The 17,013-nt window shown below is 69.3% G+C and carries 14 protein-coding genes; 8 read left to right on the forward strand and 6 right to left on the reverse strand.

Translation table 11 applies throughout. From position 1 onward, the window contains the following. Positions 1–70 precede the first annotated feature (70 nt). Positions 71–2,137, reverse strand: a complete 2,067-nt coding sequence (gene glyS / locus DIS04_RS18520) for a glycine--tRNA ligase subunit beta (protein WP_111415270.1) — start codon at positions 2,135–2,137, stop codon at positions 71–73. Further along, positions 2,137–3,144, reverse strand: a complete 1,008-nt coding sequence (gene glyQ / locus DIS04_RS18525; protein ID WP_111415271.1) for a glycine--tRNA ligase subunit alpha — start codon at positions 3,142–3,144, stop codon at positions 2,137–2,139. Before glyQ ends, glyS begins: the two co-directional genes overlap by 1 nt. A gap of 99 nt (positions 3,145–3,243) precedes the next feature. Between glyQ and rfaD the strand changes: the two genes are divergently transcribed. Both rfaD and waaF read left to right on the forward strand, forming a co-directional pair. Then, on the forward strand, positions 3,244–4,209 hold the full coding sequence (gene rfaD, locus DIS04_RS18530) for an ADP-glyceromanno-heptose 6-epimerase (protein ID WP_111415272.1): 966 nt from the start codon (positions 3,244–3,246) through the stop codon (positions 4,207–4,209). Beyond that, positions 4,206–5,255 carry a lipopolysaccharide heptosyltransferase II gene (waaF, locus tag DIS04_RS18535; protein ID WP_111415273.1) on the forward strand — a complete coding sequence of 350 codons (1,050 nt, stop codon included), beginning with the start codon at positions 4,206–4,208 and terminating at the stop codon, positions 5,253–5,255. The genes rfaD and waaF overlap by 4 nt, the downstream gene beginning before the upstream one ends. A gap of 10 nt (positions 5,256–5,265) precedes the next feature. Here waaF and DIS04_RS18540 read toward each other — a convergent pair whose 3' ends face one another. After that, positions 5,266–6,942 carry a sulfatase-like hydrolase/transferase gene (locus DIS04_RS18540; protein WP_111415274.1) on the reverse strand — a complete coding sequence of 559 codons (1,677 nt, stop codon included), beginning with the start codon at positions 6,940–6,942 and terminating at the stop codon, positions 5,266–5,268. A 153-nt stretch (positions 6,943–7,095) separates the two neighbouring features. Between DIS04_RS18540 and DIS04_RS18545 the strand changes: the two genes are divergently transcribed. Then, positions 7,096–7,875 (forward strand): glycosyltransferase family 2 protein, encoded by a 780-nt coding sequence (locus DIS04_RS18545; protein ID WP_111415275.1) that lies wholly within the window; start codon positions 7,096–7,098, stop codon positions 7,873–7,875. Here the strand turns inward: DIS04_RS18545 and DIS04_RS18550 are convergent. After that, the gene (locus tag DIS04_RS18550) at positions 7,829–8,938 is read right to left on the reverse strand and encodes a glycosyltransferase family 9 protein (RefSeq protein WP_111415276.1); all 1,110 of its coding nucleotides are present in this window, start codon (positions 8,936–8,938) and stop codon (positions 7,829–7,831) included. The genes DIS04_RS18545 and DIS04_RS18550 overlap by 47 nt on opposite strands. Before the next feature lie 44 nt (positions 8,939–8,982). On the opposite strand from DIS04_RS18550, the gene DIS04_RS18555 reads away from it, so the two are divergent. After that, on the forward strand, positions 8,983–10,107 hold the full coding sequence (locus tag DIS04_RS18555) for a glycosyltransferase (RefSeq protein WP_245904612.1): 1,125 nt from the start codon (positions 8,983–8,985) through the stop codon (positions 10,105–10,107). On the opposite strand, the gene DIS04_RS18560 is transcribed toward DIS04_RS18555, so the two are convergent. After that, entirely contained in the window at positions 10,098–10,793 is a 696-nt protein-coding gene (locus DIS04_RS18560) for a 3-deoxy-D-manno-octulosonic acid kinase (RefSeq protein WP_111415277.1), read from the reverse strand. The genes DIS04_RS18555 and DIS04_RS18560 overlap by 10 nt on opposite strands. On the opposite strand from DIS04_RS18560, the gene DIS04_RS18565 reads away from it, so the two are divergent. From DIS04_RS18565 to waaA, 3 genes are read left to right on the forward strand one after another with little or no spacing between them, the layout of a single operon-like run. Then, positions 10,792–11,889, forward strand: coding sequence for a glycosyltransferase family 9 protein (locus DIS04_RS18565; protein WP_111415278.1), 1,098 nt, complete (start codon positions 10,792–10,794; stop codon positions 11,887–11,889). The two genes, DIS04_RS18560 and DIS04_RS18565, sit on opposite strands and share 2 nt — an antisense overlap. Continuing rightward, positions 11,879–13,309, forward strand: coding sequence for a bifunctional D-glycero-beta-D-manno-heptose-7-phosphate kinase/D-glycero-beta-D-manno-heptose 1-phosphate adenylyltransferase HldE (gene hldE, locus DIS04_RS18570; RefSeq protein WP_111415279.1), 1,431 nt, complete (start codon positions 11,879–11,881; stop codon positions 13,307–13,309). The genes DIS04_RS18565 and hldE overlap by 11 nt, the downstream gene beginning before the upstream one ends. After that, the gene (waaA, locus tag DIS04_RS18575; RefSeq protein WP_111415280.1) at positions 13,309–14,613 is read left to right on the forward strand and encodes a lipid IV(A) 3-deoxy-D-manno-octulosonic acid transferase; all 1,305 of its coding nucleotides are present in this window, start codon (positions 13,309–13,311) and stop codon (positions 14,611–14,613) included. The genes hldE and waaA overlap by 1 nt, the downstream gene beginning before the upstream one ends. Before the next feature lie 25 nt (positions 14,614–14,638). Here the strand turns inward: waaA and rpiA are convergent, their stop codons facing one another. Then, positions 14,639–15,313: a ribose-5-phosphate isomerase RpiA gene (gene rpiA / locus DIS04_RS18580; protein WP_111415281.1), complete on the reverse strand. Its 675-nt coding sequence runs from the start codon at positions 15,311–15,313 to the stop codon at positions 14,639–14,641. Positions 15,314–15,338: 25 nt separating this feature from the next. Between rpiA and ilvA the strand changes: the two genes are divergently transcribed. Further along, positions 15,339–17,000 (forward strand): threonine ammonia-lyase, biosynthetic, encoded by a 1,662-nt coding sequence (gene ilvA, locus DIS04_RS18585; RefSeq protein WP_111415282.1) that lies wholly within the window; start codon positions 15,339–15,341, stop codon positions 16,998–17,000. Positions 17,001–17,013 lie beyond the last annotated feature (13 nt).

Raw genomic sequence — 17,013 nt, forward strand, 5'->3', positions numbered from 1 at the left:
TGAAACATCGGCGACAACAAAAAAGCCGGCCGCGAATTGCCGGCCGGCTTGCTGAGACAGGGGGCGAGCTCTACTGCTGCAGCAGGGCGATGTCAGCCACCTCGAGGAACAGCGCCTGCAGGCCGGCCAGCAGGGCCAGGCGATTGCGCCGTATGGCCTCGTCGTCAGCCATGACCATGACGTCGTCGAAGAAGGCATCGACGGGTGCGCGCAGCCCCGCCAGGATGTCCAGGGCCTCGCGGTAGCGCCCTTCGGCGAACAGCGGCATGACGCGCTCGCGGCTGGACGCCACGGCGTCATTGAGCGCCTGCTCGGCGGGCTCCAGCAGCAGGGCGGCATCGACTCGTTCAGCAGTCTCGCCGGCCTGCTTGGCCAGGATATTGGCGACGCGCTTGTTGGCGGCGGCCAGGGCCGTGGCCTCCTCGCGACGGGAGAAGGCATGTACCGCGCGCAGGCGGCGAGCGAAATCGAGTGGGCTGGTCACCGGGCGGGCACGCACCGCGAGGTAGACCTCGGCGGGAATCCCTTCGTCCTGCCCCCAGGCGCGGAAGCGGTCGAGCATGTAGGCAAGCACTTCCTCGGTGAGCGTCTCGGCGTAAGGCAGCTCCTGATGCTGGGCAGCGGCGAGTTCGAGCAGCTCGCGCAGGTCAAGTGCCAGCTCACCCTTGACCAGGATGTTGAGCACGCCGATGGCGGCACGGCGCAGGGCGAAGGGGTCCTTGGTGCCGCTGGGGCGCTGCCCGATACCGAAGATGCCGGTGAGGGTGTCGAGCCGATCGGCCAGCGCCAGGGCCTGGCCGGTGCGGCTCGCCGGTATCGCATCGCCGGCGAAGCGGGGCAGGTACTGCTCCTCCAGCGCCTGGGCCACTTCGGCGGGCTCGCCGTCGTGAGCGGCATAGTAGCGGCCCATGATGCCCTGCAACTCGGGGAACTCCAGCACCATCTCGGTCACCAGGTCGCACTTGGCCAGCTCGGCGGCACGCCGCGCCAGGCCCACGTCGCCGTCGATGCGGCCGGCAATGAAGGCGGCCACGGCGGCGCTGCGGTGCGCCTTGTCGGCCAGGGTGCCGAGCTGCTGCTGAAACACCACGTTGGCAAGCCCGGGGAGGCGCGCTGCCAGCGGCCGCTTGCGGTCGGTGTCGTAGAAGAAGGCGGCATCGGCCAGGCGTGGGCGAATGACCTTCTCGTTGCCTTCGATGACCCGCTGCGGCTCCTGGCTGTCGATGTTGGAGATGGTAATGAACTGCGGCTTGAGGCGCCCCTGCTCGTCGAGCAGGTGGAAGTACTTCTGGTTGGCCTTCATCGAGGAGATCAGGCACTCGGCGGGGACCTCGAGGAAACGCTCGTCGAAGCTGCCGGCCAGTGCCACGGGCCACTCGACCAGGCCGCTCACTTCGGTGAGCAGGGCTTCGTCGATCACCGCCTGGGCCTCCTGGACCTCGGCCTCGGCCAGCACCTGCTCGCGAATGCGCTCGCGGCGCCGCTCGCGGTCGGCCACAACCCAGGCCCGATCGAGGGCCTCGAGGTAGTCGTCGGCATGCCCCAGTTCGAAGGGCTCGGGCGCATGGAAGCGGTGGCCACGGGTGGTGCGGCCGGCGCTCAGCCCCAGCGACTCGGCCTCGACCACCGTGCTGCCGTAGAGCATCACCAGCCAGTGCACGGGGCGCGAGAATTCGATGCGGGAGGCGCCCCAGCGCATGTTCTTGGGCACCGGCAGGGCGGCGATGGCGCGGTCGACGATGGCCGGCAGCAGCCGGACCGTGGCCTCGCCCTGCTGCCGCTCGCGATAACCCAGCCAGGTGCCCTTGTCGGTTTCGAGGTGGATCAGGTCGGCCACCTCGACCCCGCAGGAGCGGGCGAAACCTTCGGCGGCTCGGGTCGGCTGGCCGTCCTTGAAGGCGGCGGCCAGCGCCGGCCCGCGGCGTTCGACCTCACGGTCGGGCTGCTTGTCGGCCAGTTCGGCCACCTGCACCGCCAGGCGGCGTGGCGTGGCATAGGCGCGAATATCGCCGAAGCTGACCTCGGCCTCGGCCAGGCCGCGACGAATCCCCTCGGCCAGCGCGTCGGCCAGCGAGTCGATGGCGCCCGGCGGCAGTTCCTCGACGCCCAGTTCGATCAGAAAGGTCTCGGTAGCCATCACGCATCTCCCTGTTCGGCGGTCGTATCCGCGGCCAGCAATTGGCGGCGCAGCTCCTCGGGGGCCAGCGGGAAGCCGGCCGCCTTGCGCGAGGCGTAATAGGCATGGGCCACGTCCCGGGCCATGGTGCGAACGCGCAGGATGAAGCGCTGGCGCTCGGTCACCGAGATGGCGTGGCGGGCATCCAGCAGGTTGAAGGTGTGCGAGGCCTTGAGCACCTGCTCGTAGGCCGGCAGCGGCAGGTTGGCGTCGAGCAGCTTGGCACACTCGCGCTCCTGGTGGTCGAAGGCGGCGAACAGGGCAGGCACGTCGGCATGCTCGAAGTTGTAGGCCGACTGCTCCCGCTCGTTCTGCAGGTAGACGTCGCCGTAGGTGACCCGGGAACCGTCCGGCGCGATGGTCCAGACCAGGTCGTAGACGCTATCGACGTTCTGCAGGTACATGGCGATGCGCTCGAGGCCGTAGGTGAGCTCGCCGGTGACCGGGAAGCACTCCAGGCCGCCCGCCTGCTGGAAGTAGGTGAACTGGGTCACCTCCATGCCGTTGAGCCATACCTCCCAGCCGAGCCCCCAGGCACCCAGGGTCGGCGACTCCCAGTTGTCCTCGACGAAGCGAATGTCATGCACCAGCGGGTCGAGGCCGAGACGCTCGAGCGAGCCCAGGAATCGCTCCTGCAGGTCGACCGGGGAAGGCTTCATCACCACCTGGAACTGGTAATAGTGCTGCAGGCGGTTGGGGTTCTCGCCATAGCGGCCGTCGGTCGGGCGCCGGGAGGGCTGCACATAGGCGGCGTTCCAGGTCTCGGGGCCGATGGAGCGCAGGAAGGTGGCGGGGTGGAAGGTGCCGGCCCCGACCTCCATGTCCAGCGGCTGGAGCACCACGCAGCCCTGTTCGGCCCAGTACTGCTGCAGGGAGAGTATCAGGCCCTGGAAAGTGGTCGCGTCTGGCGTCGACCCTGGAGCCGGGGATGTCGAGAGTGTCTGCGACGGGTTTGGCGAGGGAGTCATTGCGGAAGCACCGTTGGCCATGAATTCACAAGGCGTCAAGTATACAATCACAGGCACATCGGTTATAGGCGCAGCGGCTGCGCCCCAGCGAGGTTCACAATGATCGTAGTGACAGGTGGCGCCGGCTTCATCGGCTCGAATCTGGTCAAGGCCCTCAATGCGCGTGGACGCAGCGACGTGCTGGTCGTCGACGACCTGCGCGACGGCACCAAGTTCGTCAACCTGGCGGATTGCACTCTGGGCGACTATCTCGACAAGGACGACTTCCGTGACCGCGTCGAGGCGGTGCTGCGCGGCGAACCTTCGCGCCTGCCGCCGATCGAGGCGATCTTTCACGAAGGGGCCTGCTCCGACACCACCGAGTGGGACGGACGCTTCATGCTCGACAACAATTTCGAGTATTCCAAGGTGCTGCTGCACTTCTGCCAGCAGCAGGGCATCCCCTTCCTCTATGCCTCCTCGGCGGCCACCTACGGCGGCAGCCAGGTGTTCCGCGAGGAGCCCGAATGCGAGAAGCCGCTCAACGTCTACGGCTACTCCAAGCTGCTGTTCGACCAGTACGTGCGCCAGCACTGGGATGACCTCACCGGCCAGGTGGTGGGCTTTCGTTACTTCAACGTCTACGGTCCGCGGGAGCAGCACAAGGGCAAGATGGCCAGCGTGGCCTTCCACCACCATACCCAGGTCACGGCGGGACAGGACCTGCGTCTGTTCGGCGCCTGGGACGGCTTCGATGCCGGCATGCAGAGCCGCGACTTCGTCTACGTCGGCGACGTGGTGGACGTGAATCTCTGGTTCCTCGACAACCCCGACAAGTCGGGCATCTTCAACCTCGGCACCGGCCGCGCCGAGCCGTTCAAGGCCATCGGCGAGGCAGTGATCGGCTACCACGGCCGCGGTCGCATCGAGTACATCGACTTTCCCGACGAACTCAAGGGGCGCTACCAGAGCTACACCCGCGCCGACATCTCGCGCCTGCGCGAGGCCGGCTACACCGGCGAGTTCCGCACCGTGGCCGAAGGCGTCAAGGCCTACCTCGAATGGCTGGATGAGGCTCGGGGATGAGCCAGGCGGCGGCTGCGTCGGATACCCGTGTGCTGGTCGTGGGCCCCTCCTGGGTCGGCGACATGGTCATGGCGCAGAGCCTGTTGAAGACCCTCAAGCAGCGCCAGCCGGGAAGTCGCATCGGCGTGGTGGCACCGGGCTGGTCGCAGCCGATCCTCGAGCGCATGGCCGAGGTCGACGAGGTGGCCAGGCTGGACGTCGGCCACGGTGAGTTCGGCTGGGCCACCCGGCGCGCCCTGGCGCGTCAGCTGCGGGGGCGCTTCGACACCGCCATCGTGCTGCCGCGCTCCTGGAAGTCGGCGCTGGTGCCGTTCCTGGCGCGCGTTCCGCGGCGCATCGGCTTCACCGGCGAACAACGCTATGGCCTGCTCAACGACCGGCGCGAGCTGGACAAGTTGCGGCTCGACCAGACGGTGAAGCGCTTCGTCGCGCTGGGCCTGACGGTTGACGAGGCCCGGCGCGGCGACTTCGCCATTCCCCGGCCTCAGCTGCGGGTCGATGCCGACAACCTGGCCGAGCTGCGCCGCCGCCTGGAACTGAGCTCGCGACCGGCCATCGGCATGATGCCGGGCGCCGAGTACGGCCCGGCCAAGCAGTGGCCCCTGGGTCACTTCCGCGAGCTGGCCGGACGCCTGGTGGCGGAGGGCTACGAGGTGCGGGTGCTGGGCGGCCCAAAGGACGTCGCCGCGGGAGAGGCGATCGCCGGGGGCCAGGCGCTGGTACACAACCTGTGCGGACAGACTCGCCTCGCCGATGCGGTGGATCTGCTCGCCGACTGCCGTCAGGTGGTGACCAACGATTCGGGCCTGATGCACGTGGCCGCCGCCGTGGGGACCCGCGTGCAGGCCCTCTACGGCTCGTCGTCACCGGCCTATACGCCGCCGTTGAGCGACAATGCCGAGATTCACACCCTGGGTCTCAACTGTTCGCCCTGCTTCGAGCGGACCTGCCCGCTGGGGCATACCAACTGCCTGGTGCAGCTCTCGCCCCAGCGCGTCCTGGCCGCCGTGCTGGCCGCGTCCCCGGCGCTGATCGCACGCCACTGAGGAGGCGGGCCTACTGCACCCCGGTGGGCTCCTCGTCGACGGCATCCTCCGGCGTTTCCACGACCTGCTCGAGGGACTCCTGGGCCGGCTCCTGGGTGGGAGGGGCCAGCCCCTCCCAGAGGCGTTCCTGGAGCACGATCTCCTCGCGCATGCGGGCGTTGAAGAACTCCTCGCCATGCTCCTCGAGCAGGGTCGGCTCGTCGGACAGCAGCGAGACGCCGAGACCGGCGCGGTGCCAGTCGATGGTGAAGCCCATCGCCTCGAGGATGGTGGGGAAGACATCCACCATGGAGGCTTCGCGGCGCTGCCGGTCCTGGGGGATCCCGGGCCCCAGCAGGATAAAGGTATTGTCGCGCTCGCCCTCGATCAGCTGCTCCCAGGCCGAGACACGCATGGTCAGGTGGTCGCTGGCAATGACCACCACGGTGTTGTCGAGCAGGCCCTCGGCCTCGGCCCGCGCAAGGAAATCCTGTGCCAGCCGGGTCGAGCACTCCACCGAGAAGAGGATGTCGACGCCGTCGAACTCGCCCTGGCGGTCGAGACAGGCCTGGGCGGGATAGCCGTAGGGGGCATGGCCCGAAAGCGACAGGGTGACCAGGCCCCAGGGACCCTCCCCGGCGTTCAGGCGGCGCAGTTCCTCCAGGCCGAAGTCATAGAGCGAGTCGTCGTTGAGCCCCCAGTTGTTGACGTACTCCGGGTCGTCGAGCCGGGGCTGCAACTCCTCGCGCCCGAGGACGGTATCGAAACCGTGGCCTTCGTAGAACAGTCCCTTGCCGGCGAAGTTGACGCTGGCACCACCCATGTAGGTAAGCCGATAGCCCTGCGCCGACAGCAGGTCGCCGAGGCAGTCGACGCCGGGCACCACCTGCTCCAGCGGCGAGAACTGGCGATCGTGCAGCAGCCCAGCAGGCATCAGCGGTGTGCCGCACTGGCTGGCGATCATGCCGGCCATGGTCCAGCCGGTATTGTCGATCTGGTGAACGCCTTCGAAGGCCAGGCCGCCCTCGGCGATCTCGTCGAGGGGAGCATAGGCGTCGCCGAAGCGCTCGCGATCGGCATAGGTGCGCTCGATGCTCTCCAGATACAGCAGCAGCAGGTTGGGCGGGTCCCGCGGGGTCTCGAGCAGGACCGGCTCGACGTATTGGCGCTCGAGCCAGGCCCCGGGTTTGGTGACGATGGCAGCACCGCGCTGGCCCATGCCGTACAGCAGCGGGTTGCTTGCCAGCAGCACGATGGCCAGCAGCGGTTCGCCGCGGCGCCAGCGATGGTCGTTGCGGATCAACCAGGTGAAGGAGGCCAGCAGAGCGCCCATGGCGAGGGTGTAGAAGAACGCCGCGCCGATGCGGCTGACCCCGCCATGGTCGGCCATGCCCGCCTGCAGGTGGAAGAAGACCGCGCTCAGGTCGACGTTGCCGAAGCTCTGCGCGAGATAGAGGTAGAGCCCCCACAGCGCGATGGGCAGCAGCGCCCAGGGCCACCGGCGTGGCGGCGGTGGGCGCGACGCCGGGCCTGGCGCTCCCCACTGGAAGACGGCGCCCAAGCCCAGCCAGGCCAAAGCCGGCAGGGGCAGCAGCCACTGCGGCACCCGGACCAGTATGGTGAAGGCGTAGCCGAGGCAGAGCCCGATGATCAGCAGCGACAGCCATCGTGGGCGTGCCAGCTCGAGAAGCTTGGACGGGATCGTCATGTGGTGGGTTCTTCCATTGAATTCGCGTCCAGCTTACCAAGCTGGGCTCGACTTGCACCACGAATCGTGTCGTCGACGAGACGCGGCCGGGTTTGCTGGCCTCGCGGCTGGGGCAGTAAACTGGCCAGCCGCCGAGCCGACGAGGAGAGGTCGATGACCCTGGCCGCCGTACTGATCGTCAAGAACGAGGCCGCCCACCTGCGTGCCTGCCTGGAGACGCTCTGCTGGGCCGACGAGATCGTGGTGCTGGATGCCGGTAGTCAGGATACGACCTGCGCCATTGCCCGCGAGTTCACCGACAAGGTCACGGTGAACGCCGACTGGCAGGGGTTCGGTGTGCAGCGTCAGCGCGCCGAGGTCCTGGTCGAGAGCGACTGGATCCTGATGATCGATGCCGACGAGCGGGTGACTCCCGAACTGCGCGAGAGCATCCGGGCCGCCGTGGCGCTGGGCGAATCGGCCATTTACACCCTGCCGCGGCTCTCCTGGTGCTTCGGTGCTTTCATCCGTCATTCCGGCTGGTATCCCGATCGGGTGGCGCGGCTCTATCCCCGGGGCGAGGCGGGCTACGATGCGGCCCTGGTTCACGAGAAGCTGCACAACCCGAGCGGGTTGCCGGTCAGGGCGCTGCAGGGCGACCTGCTCCATTACACCTACCGCGACCTGCGCCACTACTTGGAAAAGTCGGCCCACTACGCCCAGGCCTGGGCCGAGCAGCGTGCCGCACGCGGCAAGCAGGGCAGCCTCGCGGCCGGACTGGTGCATGGGCTGGGCTGCTTCCTGCGCATGTACCTGCTGCGTGCGGGATTCCTCGACGGACGCCAGGGGCTGTTGCTGGCCCTGCTCTCGGCACACTCCACCTTCGCCAAGTATGCCGATTTGTGGATCAGGACTCGCACCTCACCGCCGCCCGACGACGCACGAGGTCACTGATCGCGTTTGCCGCGGGCGCGAGATCGATGGCCGCCATGTCGCGCTCGCCGGCCCCTGCTGGCGGGCTGAAAGCGAGGCGGCGCGCTTCATCGTTGCACGTCTGCCAGCGTAGCGGGGTGGCCGAACGGCGGGCCGGATAGAAGCCCGCCGTGGGGCGATTCAGGCAGCCGGCGATGTGCAGCGGCCCGGTGGAGCCGGCGATCAACAGGTCGGCGGCGGCAAGCGCCAGGGCGAAATCCCCCAGGCTCTGGCGTGGTGTCAGCTGCGCCGCCGCCAGGCCGCGGGAAACGAGCCTGTCACACAGTTCGCGAGCCACCGGCTCCTCGCCGGGACCGGCGGTCAGCAGCCAGTGCGGGCGGATCGCATCGTCCGCCAGCCGCGTATCGACGGCCACCGCCAGTTCGGCGTAGCGGGCCGGCGACAGGTTCACCGCAGAACCGCCGCTGCCGGCATGCAGGAACAGCCACGGGCGCGATGCGTCGAGGCCTAGCTCGCTGGCGATCGTCTCGCGCTGGGCAGCCACGGCCCCGGGCGACAGCGGCCAGTAGGGCGGGGCCGGGCGCGGCTGGGGCGAGCGGCCCAGGGTGGTGAGCAGTGCCTCGGCGAGCTCGACGTTGTACAGGTACTCCGGCTTGGCCGAGCGCGACCTGCGCTGGATGATGCGATGGTTGTAGAATAGCTGCGCCCACTTGGTGGCGGGGGCCAGGCGCTGTGGAATGCCGGCCCGCCAGCCCAGCCAGCCGACGCGCGGCGTGGAGAACAGCGTCAGCATGGCCGTGAAGCGCTCGCGGCGCAGCCGGGCGAGCAGTTCGCGCTGTGCCGCCTTCCCGGCTCGGTCACCGGGGTCGAGAATCACCTCGTCGATCCATGGGCACAACCGGGCAAGTGGCGCCGTGTAGTGCGGCACCAGCACGCTGACCCGTGCCTCGGGGGCGCCGGCCTTGAGGCAGGCGAGGGCCGGCCAGGCGAGCATGAAGTCGCCGAGCTTGTCGTTGCGCACCACCAGGATGTGTGGCGGTGGGTCCGTTGCGTGGCGGCCGGCCGCGCTAGAAGAAGATGTCATCTGGGCTCCCGGAACCTCGCTTGATCGACACGAAGGAGACAGACTTGTCGCACAAGGTCATGCATATCTGCCTCTCGGATGGCTGGGGCGGCCTCGAAATGTATCCTGCGCGGATTATACCCGAGCTGCAACGCCAGGGGTGGGAGCCCCATGGCCTGGCGCTGGCCGGCTCGCGGGTGGCCGAGAGCCTGGCGGCCAGCGGCATCGCCCCGCTGACGGTGGCCTCGCGGGGAAGGGCGCTGCTGCAGGCGGGGCGCGTGCTCGCCTACCTGAAGCGTCACGGCATCGGCGTGCTGCACTGCCACAAGTCCAGCGACCTGCGCCTGGGAGCGCTGCTGGCGACCCTGCGCCCGGGCCTCAAGCTCTTCTTCACCGACCACATGGGCGTGACCCGGCCGAAGAAGGACCCCTACCACCGCTGGGCCTACGGCCGTGTCACGCGGCTGTTCGCCATCAGCGAGGCGACGCGCCGGCGCAACCTGGCGGCTTTTCCGCTGCCTGCCGAGCGCATCCGCCGGCTTTACCTGGGGATCGACCTGGCTCCCTATGTCGCGCGGCTGACGCCAGCGGCGCGCGAGGGCCTGCGCCAGGCGCTGGGGGTCGCCCCCGATCAGGTGGCGATCGGCCTGCCGGGGCGGCTGACCGACGGCAAGGGCCACGAGGTGTGGCTGGAAGGGCTCGCCCGGCTGCGTGAACGCGCCCCCGAGCTGGCCTGGCACGGCGTGCTGATCGGCGGCCTGAGCACCCGCGAGGGCAGCGACGAGGCCTATGTGGCGCGCCTGCGGGAGCGCGTGACGGCGCTGGGGCTGGAGTCGGACGTGACCTTCGCCGGCTATCGCGCCGACCTGCCGCGCCTGTTCGAGGCGCTGGATGTGGTCTGCGTGCCCTCGCGCAACGAGGCCTTCGGCCTGACCGTGGTCGAGGCCATGGCGGCCGGCAAGGCGATCGTCGGCGCCGACAGCGGGGCGATTCCCGAGCTGCTCGACGCCGACTGCGGACGCCTCGCCGCCCCGGACTCGGCCGACGCGTGGGCCGAGGCCATGGCGGCGTTGGGCCGTGATGCACCGCTGCGCCGACGGCTCGGTCGGGCCGCCAGGCGACGGGCCGAGGCTCTGTTCGATGTCAGGGCGCACGTGCGCGCCCTGACGGAGGAGTACTGTCAGGCGTAACCGCGGCGAATCGCCGCCATGGCCTCGGCGGCGCCGAACTTCGCCAGCGAGCGACCGAGGCGCTCGAGGTTGGCCTCGGGCCAGGCGCCCGGCGCGCGCAGCCGGCAGCGGTCGAGGTCGATCAGCCACACCCGATCATCAGCATCGAGCAGCAGGTTGCGGGCATTGAGGTCGACGTGGTCGAGCCCGGCGTCGTGGAAACGGCGCACGGTGGCGCCGACCCGTTCGAGCAGCAGCGGCTCGACGCCGGGCAGGCGCTCGGCCAGGGCGCGGGCGCCGGGAATGCGCACCGTGATCAGGGCCGCGGTGTAGGTCAGCCCGTGGTGGGTAACACTGGCCGCCACCGGCCGCGGTACCGGCAGTCCGCGTTCGTGGAGGCGGGCGGTGAGGCGCAGTTCGCGGAACGCACGGGTGCGCTCGAGCCCCGTCCACAGGTAGCGTGTCGTGCTGATCCGTGCAGCCAGCCCGCCACGGCGGTAGGGGCGCAGCACCCACTGCTCGCCCCCGGCATCGAGGAAAAGGCTGCTGCCGCGCCCCGGGGCCTCGCCCACCACGCGCCCGGCCTGGCGCCATTGGCGGGGGTCGAACAGCGGCGGGCCGATTTGTGGCGCCAGCTCGGCGTCACATACACTGTCCGCATCATATAGAATGAAAACCCTTCCCGTCCGACATGTTGCCAAGTGCATGAAGCATCCTCTGCCTGCCCAACCGCGCCATATCGCCGTGCTGCGACTCTCCGCCCTCGGTGACGTGTGCAACCTGGTACCCACCGTACGCGCCCTGCAGCGCCAGTGGCCCGACACGCGCATCACCTGGATCATCGGCAAGGCGGAACACAGTCTACTGGCTGGCCTGTCGGGGGTCGAATTCGTCGTCTACGACAAGGCCACGGGGCTGGCCGGCATGCGCCGGCTGTGGCGCGAGCTGGCCGACACCCGCTTCGACATACTGCTGCACATGCAGCAGGCGCTGCGGGCCAGCGTGCTCTCGCTGGGGCTCAAGGCCCAGGTACGGGTAGGCTACGACAAGGCGCGGGCCAAGGACGCCCAGCACTGGTTCACCCACCGCCAGCTGGCGCCGCATCCGCGCGCCCACGTGCTGGAGTCGTTCCTCGACTTCGCCCGCCTGCTGGGAGTCGAGGACCTGTCGCTCGAGTGGGACCTGCCGGTGCCGCCCGAGGCCCACGAGGAGGCTGCCGCCCTGACCGGCGAAGCCCCTTATGTCCTGATGAGCCCCTGCGCCAACCCGCGACTGCGCAATTTCCGCAACTGGTCGGCAGAGGGCTACGCCGCCGTCGTCGAGCATGCCTGGAGCCAGTATGGCCTGAAGACGGTGCTCAGCGGCGGTGGCAGCACGCTGGAGCGGGAAATGGGCGAGCGCATCGTCGCGCTCAGCCGTCCGGAGGCGGTGATCGATGCCATCGGCGCCACCTCGCTCAAGGGGCTGCTGGCGTTGATCGCTCGCGCCCGGGTGGTGATCGCCCCCGACTCCGGCCCGGTGCACATGGGCAACGCCATGGGCACGCCGGTGGTCGGGCTGTTCGCCACCACCAACCCCGATCGCGCGGCGCCCTATCAATGGCGCGATTACGTGGTCAACCGCTATCCCGAGGCGGTGCGCGCCTACCTGCACCGCGAGCCCGACGAGATCGCCTGGGGCCAGCGCGTGCGCCACGCCGATGCCATGACGCTGATCCGCAGCGAGGACGTGATCGGCAAGCTCGATGCGCTGCTGACACGGCCGAACGAACGCCAGCAGGAGGAACGACACGATGAAGCTTGACCTGACCGCGCTGGAGCAGGCGCATGTGCTGGTGGTGGGCGACGTCATGCTCGACCGCTACTGGCAGGGCGCCACCTCGCGTATCTCCCCGGAGGCGCCGGTGCCGGTGGTGCGGGTGGAGGAGAGCGAGGATCGCCCCGGCGGAGCGGCCAACGTGGCGCTCAACATCGCCTCGCTGGGGGCCCATGCCGCGCTCAGCGGCATGGTCGGCGACGACGACAACGCCCGCCGGCTGGTCGAGCGCATGACCGCCGCCGGCGTCGACACCTATTTCGAGAGCAGCCCCGGGATTCCCACCATCACCAAGCTGCGCGTGATGAGCCGCAACCAGCAGCTGATCCGGCTCGACTTCGAGGAGGGGCTGGAGGGTCTCGATACCCACGGGCTGTTGGCACGGGTCGAGCAGGGCCTCGCCGACTGCGATCTGGTCATCCTCTCCGACTACGGCAAGGGCACCCTCAACCGGGTCGAGGAACTGATCGCGCTGGTGCGCGGCGCCGGCAAGCGGGTGCTGATCGACCCCAAGGGCAGCGACTTCGGCAAATACCGCGGCGCCAGCGTGATCACCCCCAACCTGGCCGAGTTCGAGGCGGTGGTCGGCCACTGTCGTAGCGACGACGAGCTGGCCGCCAAGGGCGCGGCGCTGTGCGCCGAGCTCGAGCTGGAGGCGCTGCTGATCACCCGCAGCGAGAAGGGCATGACGCTGATCCGCGGCGACCATGAGCCGCTGCATCTGCCGACCCGGGCGCGCGAGGTGTTCGACGTCACCGGTGCCGGCGACACCGTGATCGGCGTGCTGGGGCTGGCGCTGGCGGCCGGCCACGGCTTCCCCGAGGCCATGACCCTGGCCAACCTGGCGGCCGGCCTGGTGGTCGCCAAGCCCGGCACCGCCACGCTGTCGATCGCCGAGCTCTACACCGCGGTGCACGGCGACAAGCTGGCCGAGTTCGGCGTCATCGACGAGGCGCCGCTGATCGAGGCGGTGCGCGCCGCCCAGTTGCGCGGCGAGCGGGTGGTGATGACCAACGGCTGCTTCGACATTCTCCACGCCGGTCACGTGGCCTACCTGGAGCACGCCCGCCAGCTCGGCGACCGGCTGGTGGTCGCGGTCAACGACGACGCCTCCATCGGCCGGCTCAAGGGCCCCAGGCGCCCGATCAACCCGCTGGCGCGGCGCATGCAGGTGCTGGCCGGCCTCGGCGCGGTGGACTGGGTGGTGCCCTTCAGCGAGGACACCCCCCAGCGCCTGATCGAGGCGGTGCTGCCCGACGTGCTGGTCAAGGGCGGCGACTACCGCGTGGAGGAGATCGCCGGCGGCGAGGCAGTGCGGGCCGCCGGGGGCGAGGTGAAGGTGCTGGGCTTCGAGGACGGCGTCTCCACCACCGCCATGATCGCCACCATCCTCGACCGCGAAAGCTGATGCCAGCGGTCATCCGCCGCTGGCCCCGCTGGCTCTATTCGGCTGCGCTCTACCTGCTCTCGCCTCTGCTGTGGCGGCGGGTATGGCGTGAGCATGCGCTCACTAACCTGCGCCGGGAGCGGCTCGGGCTGCTGCCGCGCCCGCCCGCCGGGGTGCCCCGGCTGTGGCTGCACTGCGCCTCGGTGGGCGAGGTACAGGCCGCGCGTCCCTTGATCGAGGCGCTGCTGGCGGCGTATCCGCGACATCATCTGGTGGTGACCACCATGACCGCGACCGGCGCCGAACGGGTGCACGCGCTGATCGCCTCCAGGCGCCGGGCGGGCCAGGCCGAGCGCCTGCAGCACGGCTTCGTCCCGCTTGACTTCCCTGGCGCCGCACGCCGCTTCGTCGCGCGGCTGTCGCCCGCGCTTGCCATCTTCTTCGAGACCGAGCTCTGGCCCAACCTGCTGGCGGCCTGTCGCCGCCGCGGCGTACCCACGGCGGTGGTCAACGGGCGCCTTTCGCCACGCGCCTACCGCGGTTACCGTCGAGTGCGGCCGCTGATGGCGGCGGCCCTGGGCCAGCTCGACTGGCTGGCCGCCAAGTCGCGCGGCGATGCCGAACGCTTCCGCGCGCTGGGCATGCCGGTCACGCGCATCGACGTGGTGGGATCGCTCAAGTACGACCTGACCCCCGACCCGGCGACGAGCGAAGCGAGCAAGCGCCTGTGCACGCGACTCGGCTCGCGCCCCGTGTGGGTGGCCGGCTCCACCCACCCCGGCGAGGATCAGCTGCTGCTGGAGGCCCATGCCCGCCTGCGCCAGCATTACGCCGATGCGCTGCTGATCCTGGTGCCGCGCCATCCGCAGCGCTTCGCGGCGGTGGCCGAGCTCGTCCGCGAACGCGGCATGACGCTGGCGCGGCGTTCCCTGGAGGAGTGGCCCGACCAGCGCACCGCGGTCTACCTGGGCGACACCATGGGCGAGCTGCTGGTGCTCTACGGTGCCGCCGACCTGGCCTTCGTTGGCGGCAGCCTGGTGGCGGTGGGCGGGCACAACCTGCTCGAGCCGGCGGCGATGGGGGTGCCGGTGCTGACCGGGCCGGAGCTGGCCAACTTCGCCGACATCGCCGAGACCCTGCGCCAGGGCGGCGCGCTGGTCGAGGTGGCCGACAGCGCCGCCCTGGCCGATACCCTGGTCACGCTGTTCCTCGACGAGGCGGAGCGGCACCGGCTGGCCGAGGCCGGCCTGGCAGTGGTCGCGGCCAATCGCGGTGCCCTGGCGCGTACCCTCGCCGGGCTGCAGCGGCTGCTGCCCGGCGAGTGAGCCTTCACTCACCGCCTGGCCGTGGTCAGGCGGGGGTCAGGCGCTCCACGCCCTGTTCGGTGCCCAGCAGCAGCACGTCGGCGCCACGGGCCGCGAACAGCCCGTTGGTGACCACGCCGACGATGGCGTTGAGGCGAGCCTCCATGGCCAGCGGGTCGTCGATCATGAAGTCGTGGCAATCGATGATCTGGTTGCCGTTGTCGGTGACGACCCCCTGGCGATAGACCGGGTCGGCGCCCAGCTTGACCAGTTGCCGAGCGACGTAGGAGCGCGCCATGGGGATTACCTCGACCGGCAGCGGAAAGGCGCCGAGGCGGTCGACCCGCTTGGAGGCGTCGGCGATGCAGATGAAGCGCTCGGCGCAGGCGGCCACGATCTTCTCGCGGGTGAGGGCCGCACCGCCGCCCTTGATCATGTGCAAGTTAGCGTTCACTTCGTCCGCGCCGTCGACGTAGTAAGGCACCGTGCCCACGCTGTTGAGTTCGAACACCTCGATGCCATGGCCGCGCAGACGCTCGGCACTGGCCTCGGAGCTGGCCACGGCGCCCATGAAGTCGTGGCGCAGCCGAGCGAGGCGGTCGATGAACAGGTTGGCGGTGGAGCCGGTGCCGACGCCGAGGATGGTGTCGCGCTCGAGCCGCGGTTGGATCTCGGCGATGGCGGCGGCGGCTACGGCGTCCTTCAGTTCGTCCTGGGTCATGTCTTGCTCGCATTGGAAGTGGCGGATGCGGCGCCATTATAGGCCACACGGCGGCCCGTGCCGACGCGTCGCTGGACGGCGAGGCGACGGAGATGCTACCTATAGGGGTTCTCTGCAGTGCAGCAGACCCGCTGCCCGCTCCTCTGCGCCACTTTCCTCCCGGGACAACAGGATGCTCGAAGCTACCGTCAAGAAGATCCTTCAGGCTCATGTCTACGAAGCCGCTCGCGAAACGCCGATCTCGCCAGCTCCCTTCCTGTCGCGGCGCTTCAACAATCAGATCCTGATCAAGCGCGAGGACCTGCAGCCCGTCTACTCGTTCAAGATTCGCGGCGCCTACAACAAGATGGCGCAGCTCTCCGAGGAGCAGAAGGCCAGGGGTGTGATTGCCGCCTCGGCCGGCAATCATGCCCAGGGGCTGGCCATGGCGGCCAGGCTGATGGGCGTCAAGGCGGTGATCGTGATGCCGCGGATCACCCCCGAGATCAAGGTGCAGGCGGTGCGCGCCCGGGGCGCCAGGGTGGTGCTCAAGGGGGATGCCTTCGCCGCCGCCGCCGAGCATGCCCAGGAGCTGATCGCCGAGCACGGCTACACCTACATTCCGCCCTTCGACGACATCGACGTGATTGCCGGCCAGGGCACCGTGGCCATGGAGATCCTGCGCCAGCACAGCGGGCCGCTTGACGCCATCTTCGTGCCGGTGGGCGGCGGCGGACTGATCGCCGGCGTGGCCGCCTACGTCAAGTACCTGCGCCCCGACATCAAGGTGATCGGCGTCGAGGCCGAGGACAGCGCCTGCCTCAAGGCGGCACTCGCGGCCGGCAGGCGGGTGACGCTCGAGCAGGTCGGCGTGTTCGCCGAGGGCGTGGCGGTGGCGCAGATCGGCAAGGTGCCGTTCAAGATCGTGCGCGACCTGATCGACGATGTCATCACCGTCAACGCCGACGAGATGTGCGCGGCGGTCAAGGACATCTTCGACGATACCCGGGCGGTGTCGGAGACCTCGGGGGCGCTGTCGCTGGCCGGGCTCAAGAAGTACATCCAGCAGACCGGCGTCGAGGGCCAGACCCTGCTGTGCATCAACTCCGGGGCCAACACCAACTTCGACCGCCTGCAGCATATCGCCGAGCGCACCGAACTCGGCGAACAGCGCGAGGCGATCCTGGCCGTGACCATTCCCGAGCGGCCCGGCAGCTTCAAGAAGTTCTGCCGCACCATCGGCAAGCGCATGGTCACCGAGTTCAACTACCGCTATGCCGACCCCGAGGAGGCGCACATCTTCGTCGGCGTGCAGGTCAAGCCGGGTGGCGAGGACCGCCAGTCGGTGATCGACAAGCTGCGCGAAGCCGGTTACCCGGTAGTCGATCTCACCGACAACGAGCTGGCCAAGCTGCACATCCGTCATCTCGGCGGCGGCCGCCCCAAGCAGCATTTCGACGAGGAGGTGTATCGCTTCGAGTTCCCCGAACGCCCCGGCGCCCTGATGAACTTCCTCACCCATCTGCCCCAGGACTGGAACATCTCGCTGTTTCACTACCGCAACCACGGCGCGGCCTTCGGTCGTGTCCTGGTCGGCATGCAGATCCCCAACGGCGACCGCTCCCACGTCGAGGAGTATTTCGACGAGATCGGCTATCGCTACTGGAAGGAGTCGGACAACGCTGCCTACCGGCTGTTCATGGCCTGAGCGTGGAATGTTA

Origin of the sequence: Billgrantia lactosivorans (assembly GCF_003254665.1) — a bacterium.
Lineage (GTDB): Bacteria > Pseudomonadota > Gammaproteobacteria > Pseudomonadales > Halomonadaceae > Halomonas > Halomonas lactosivorans.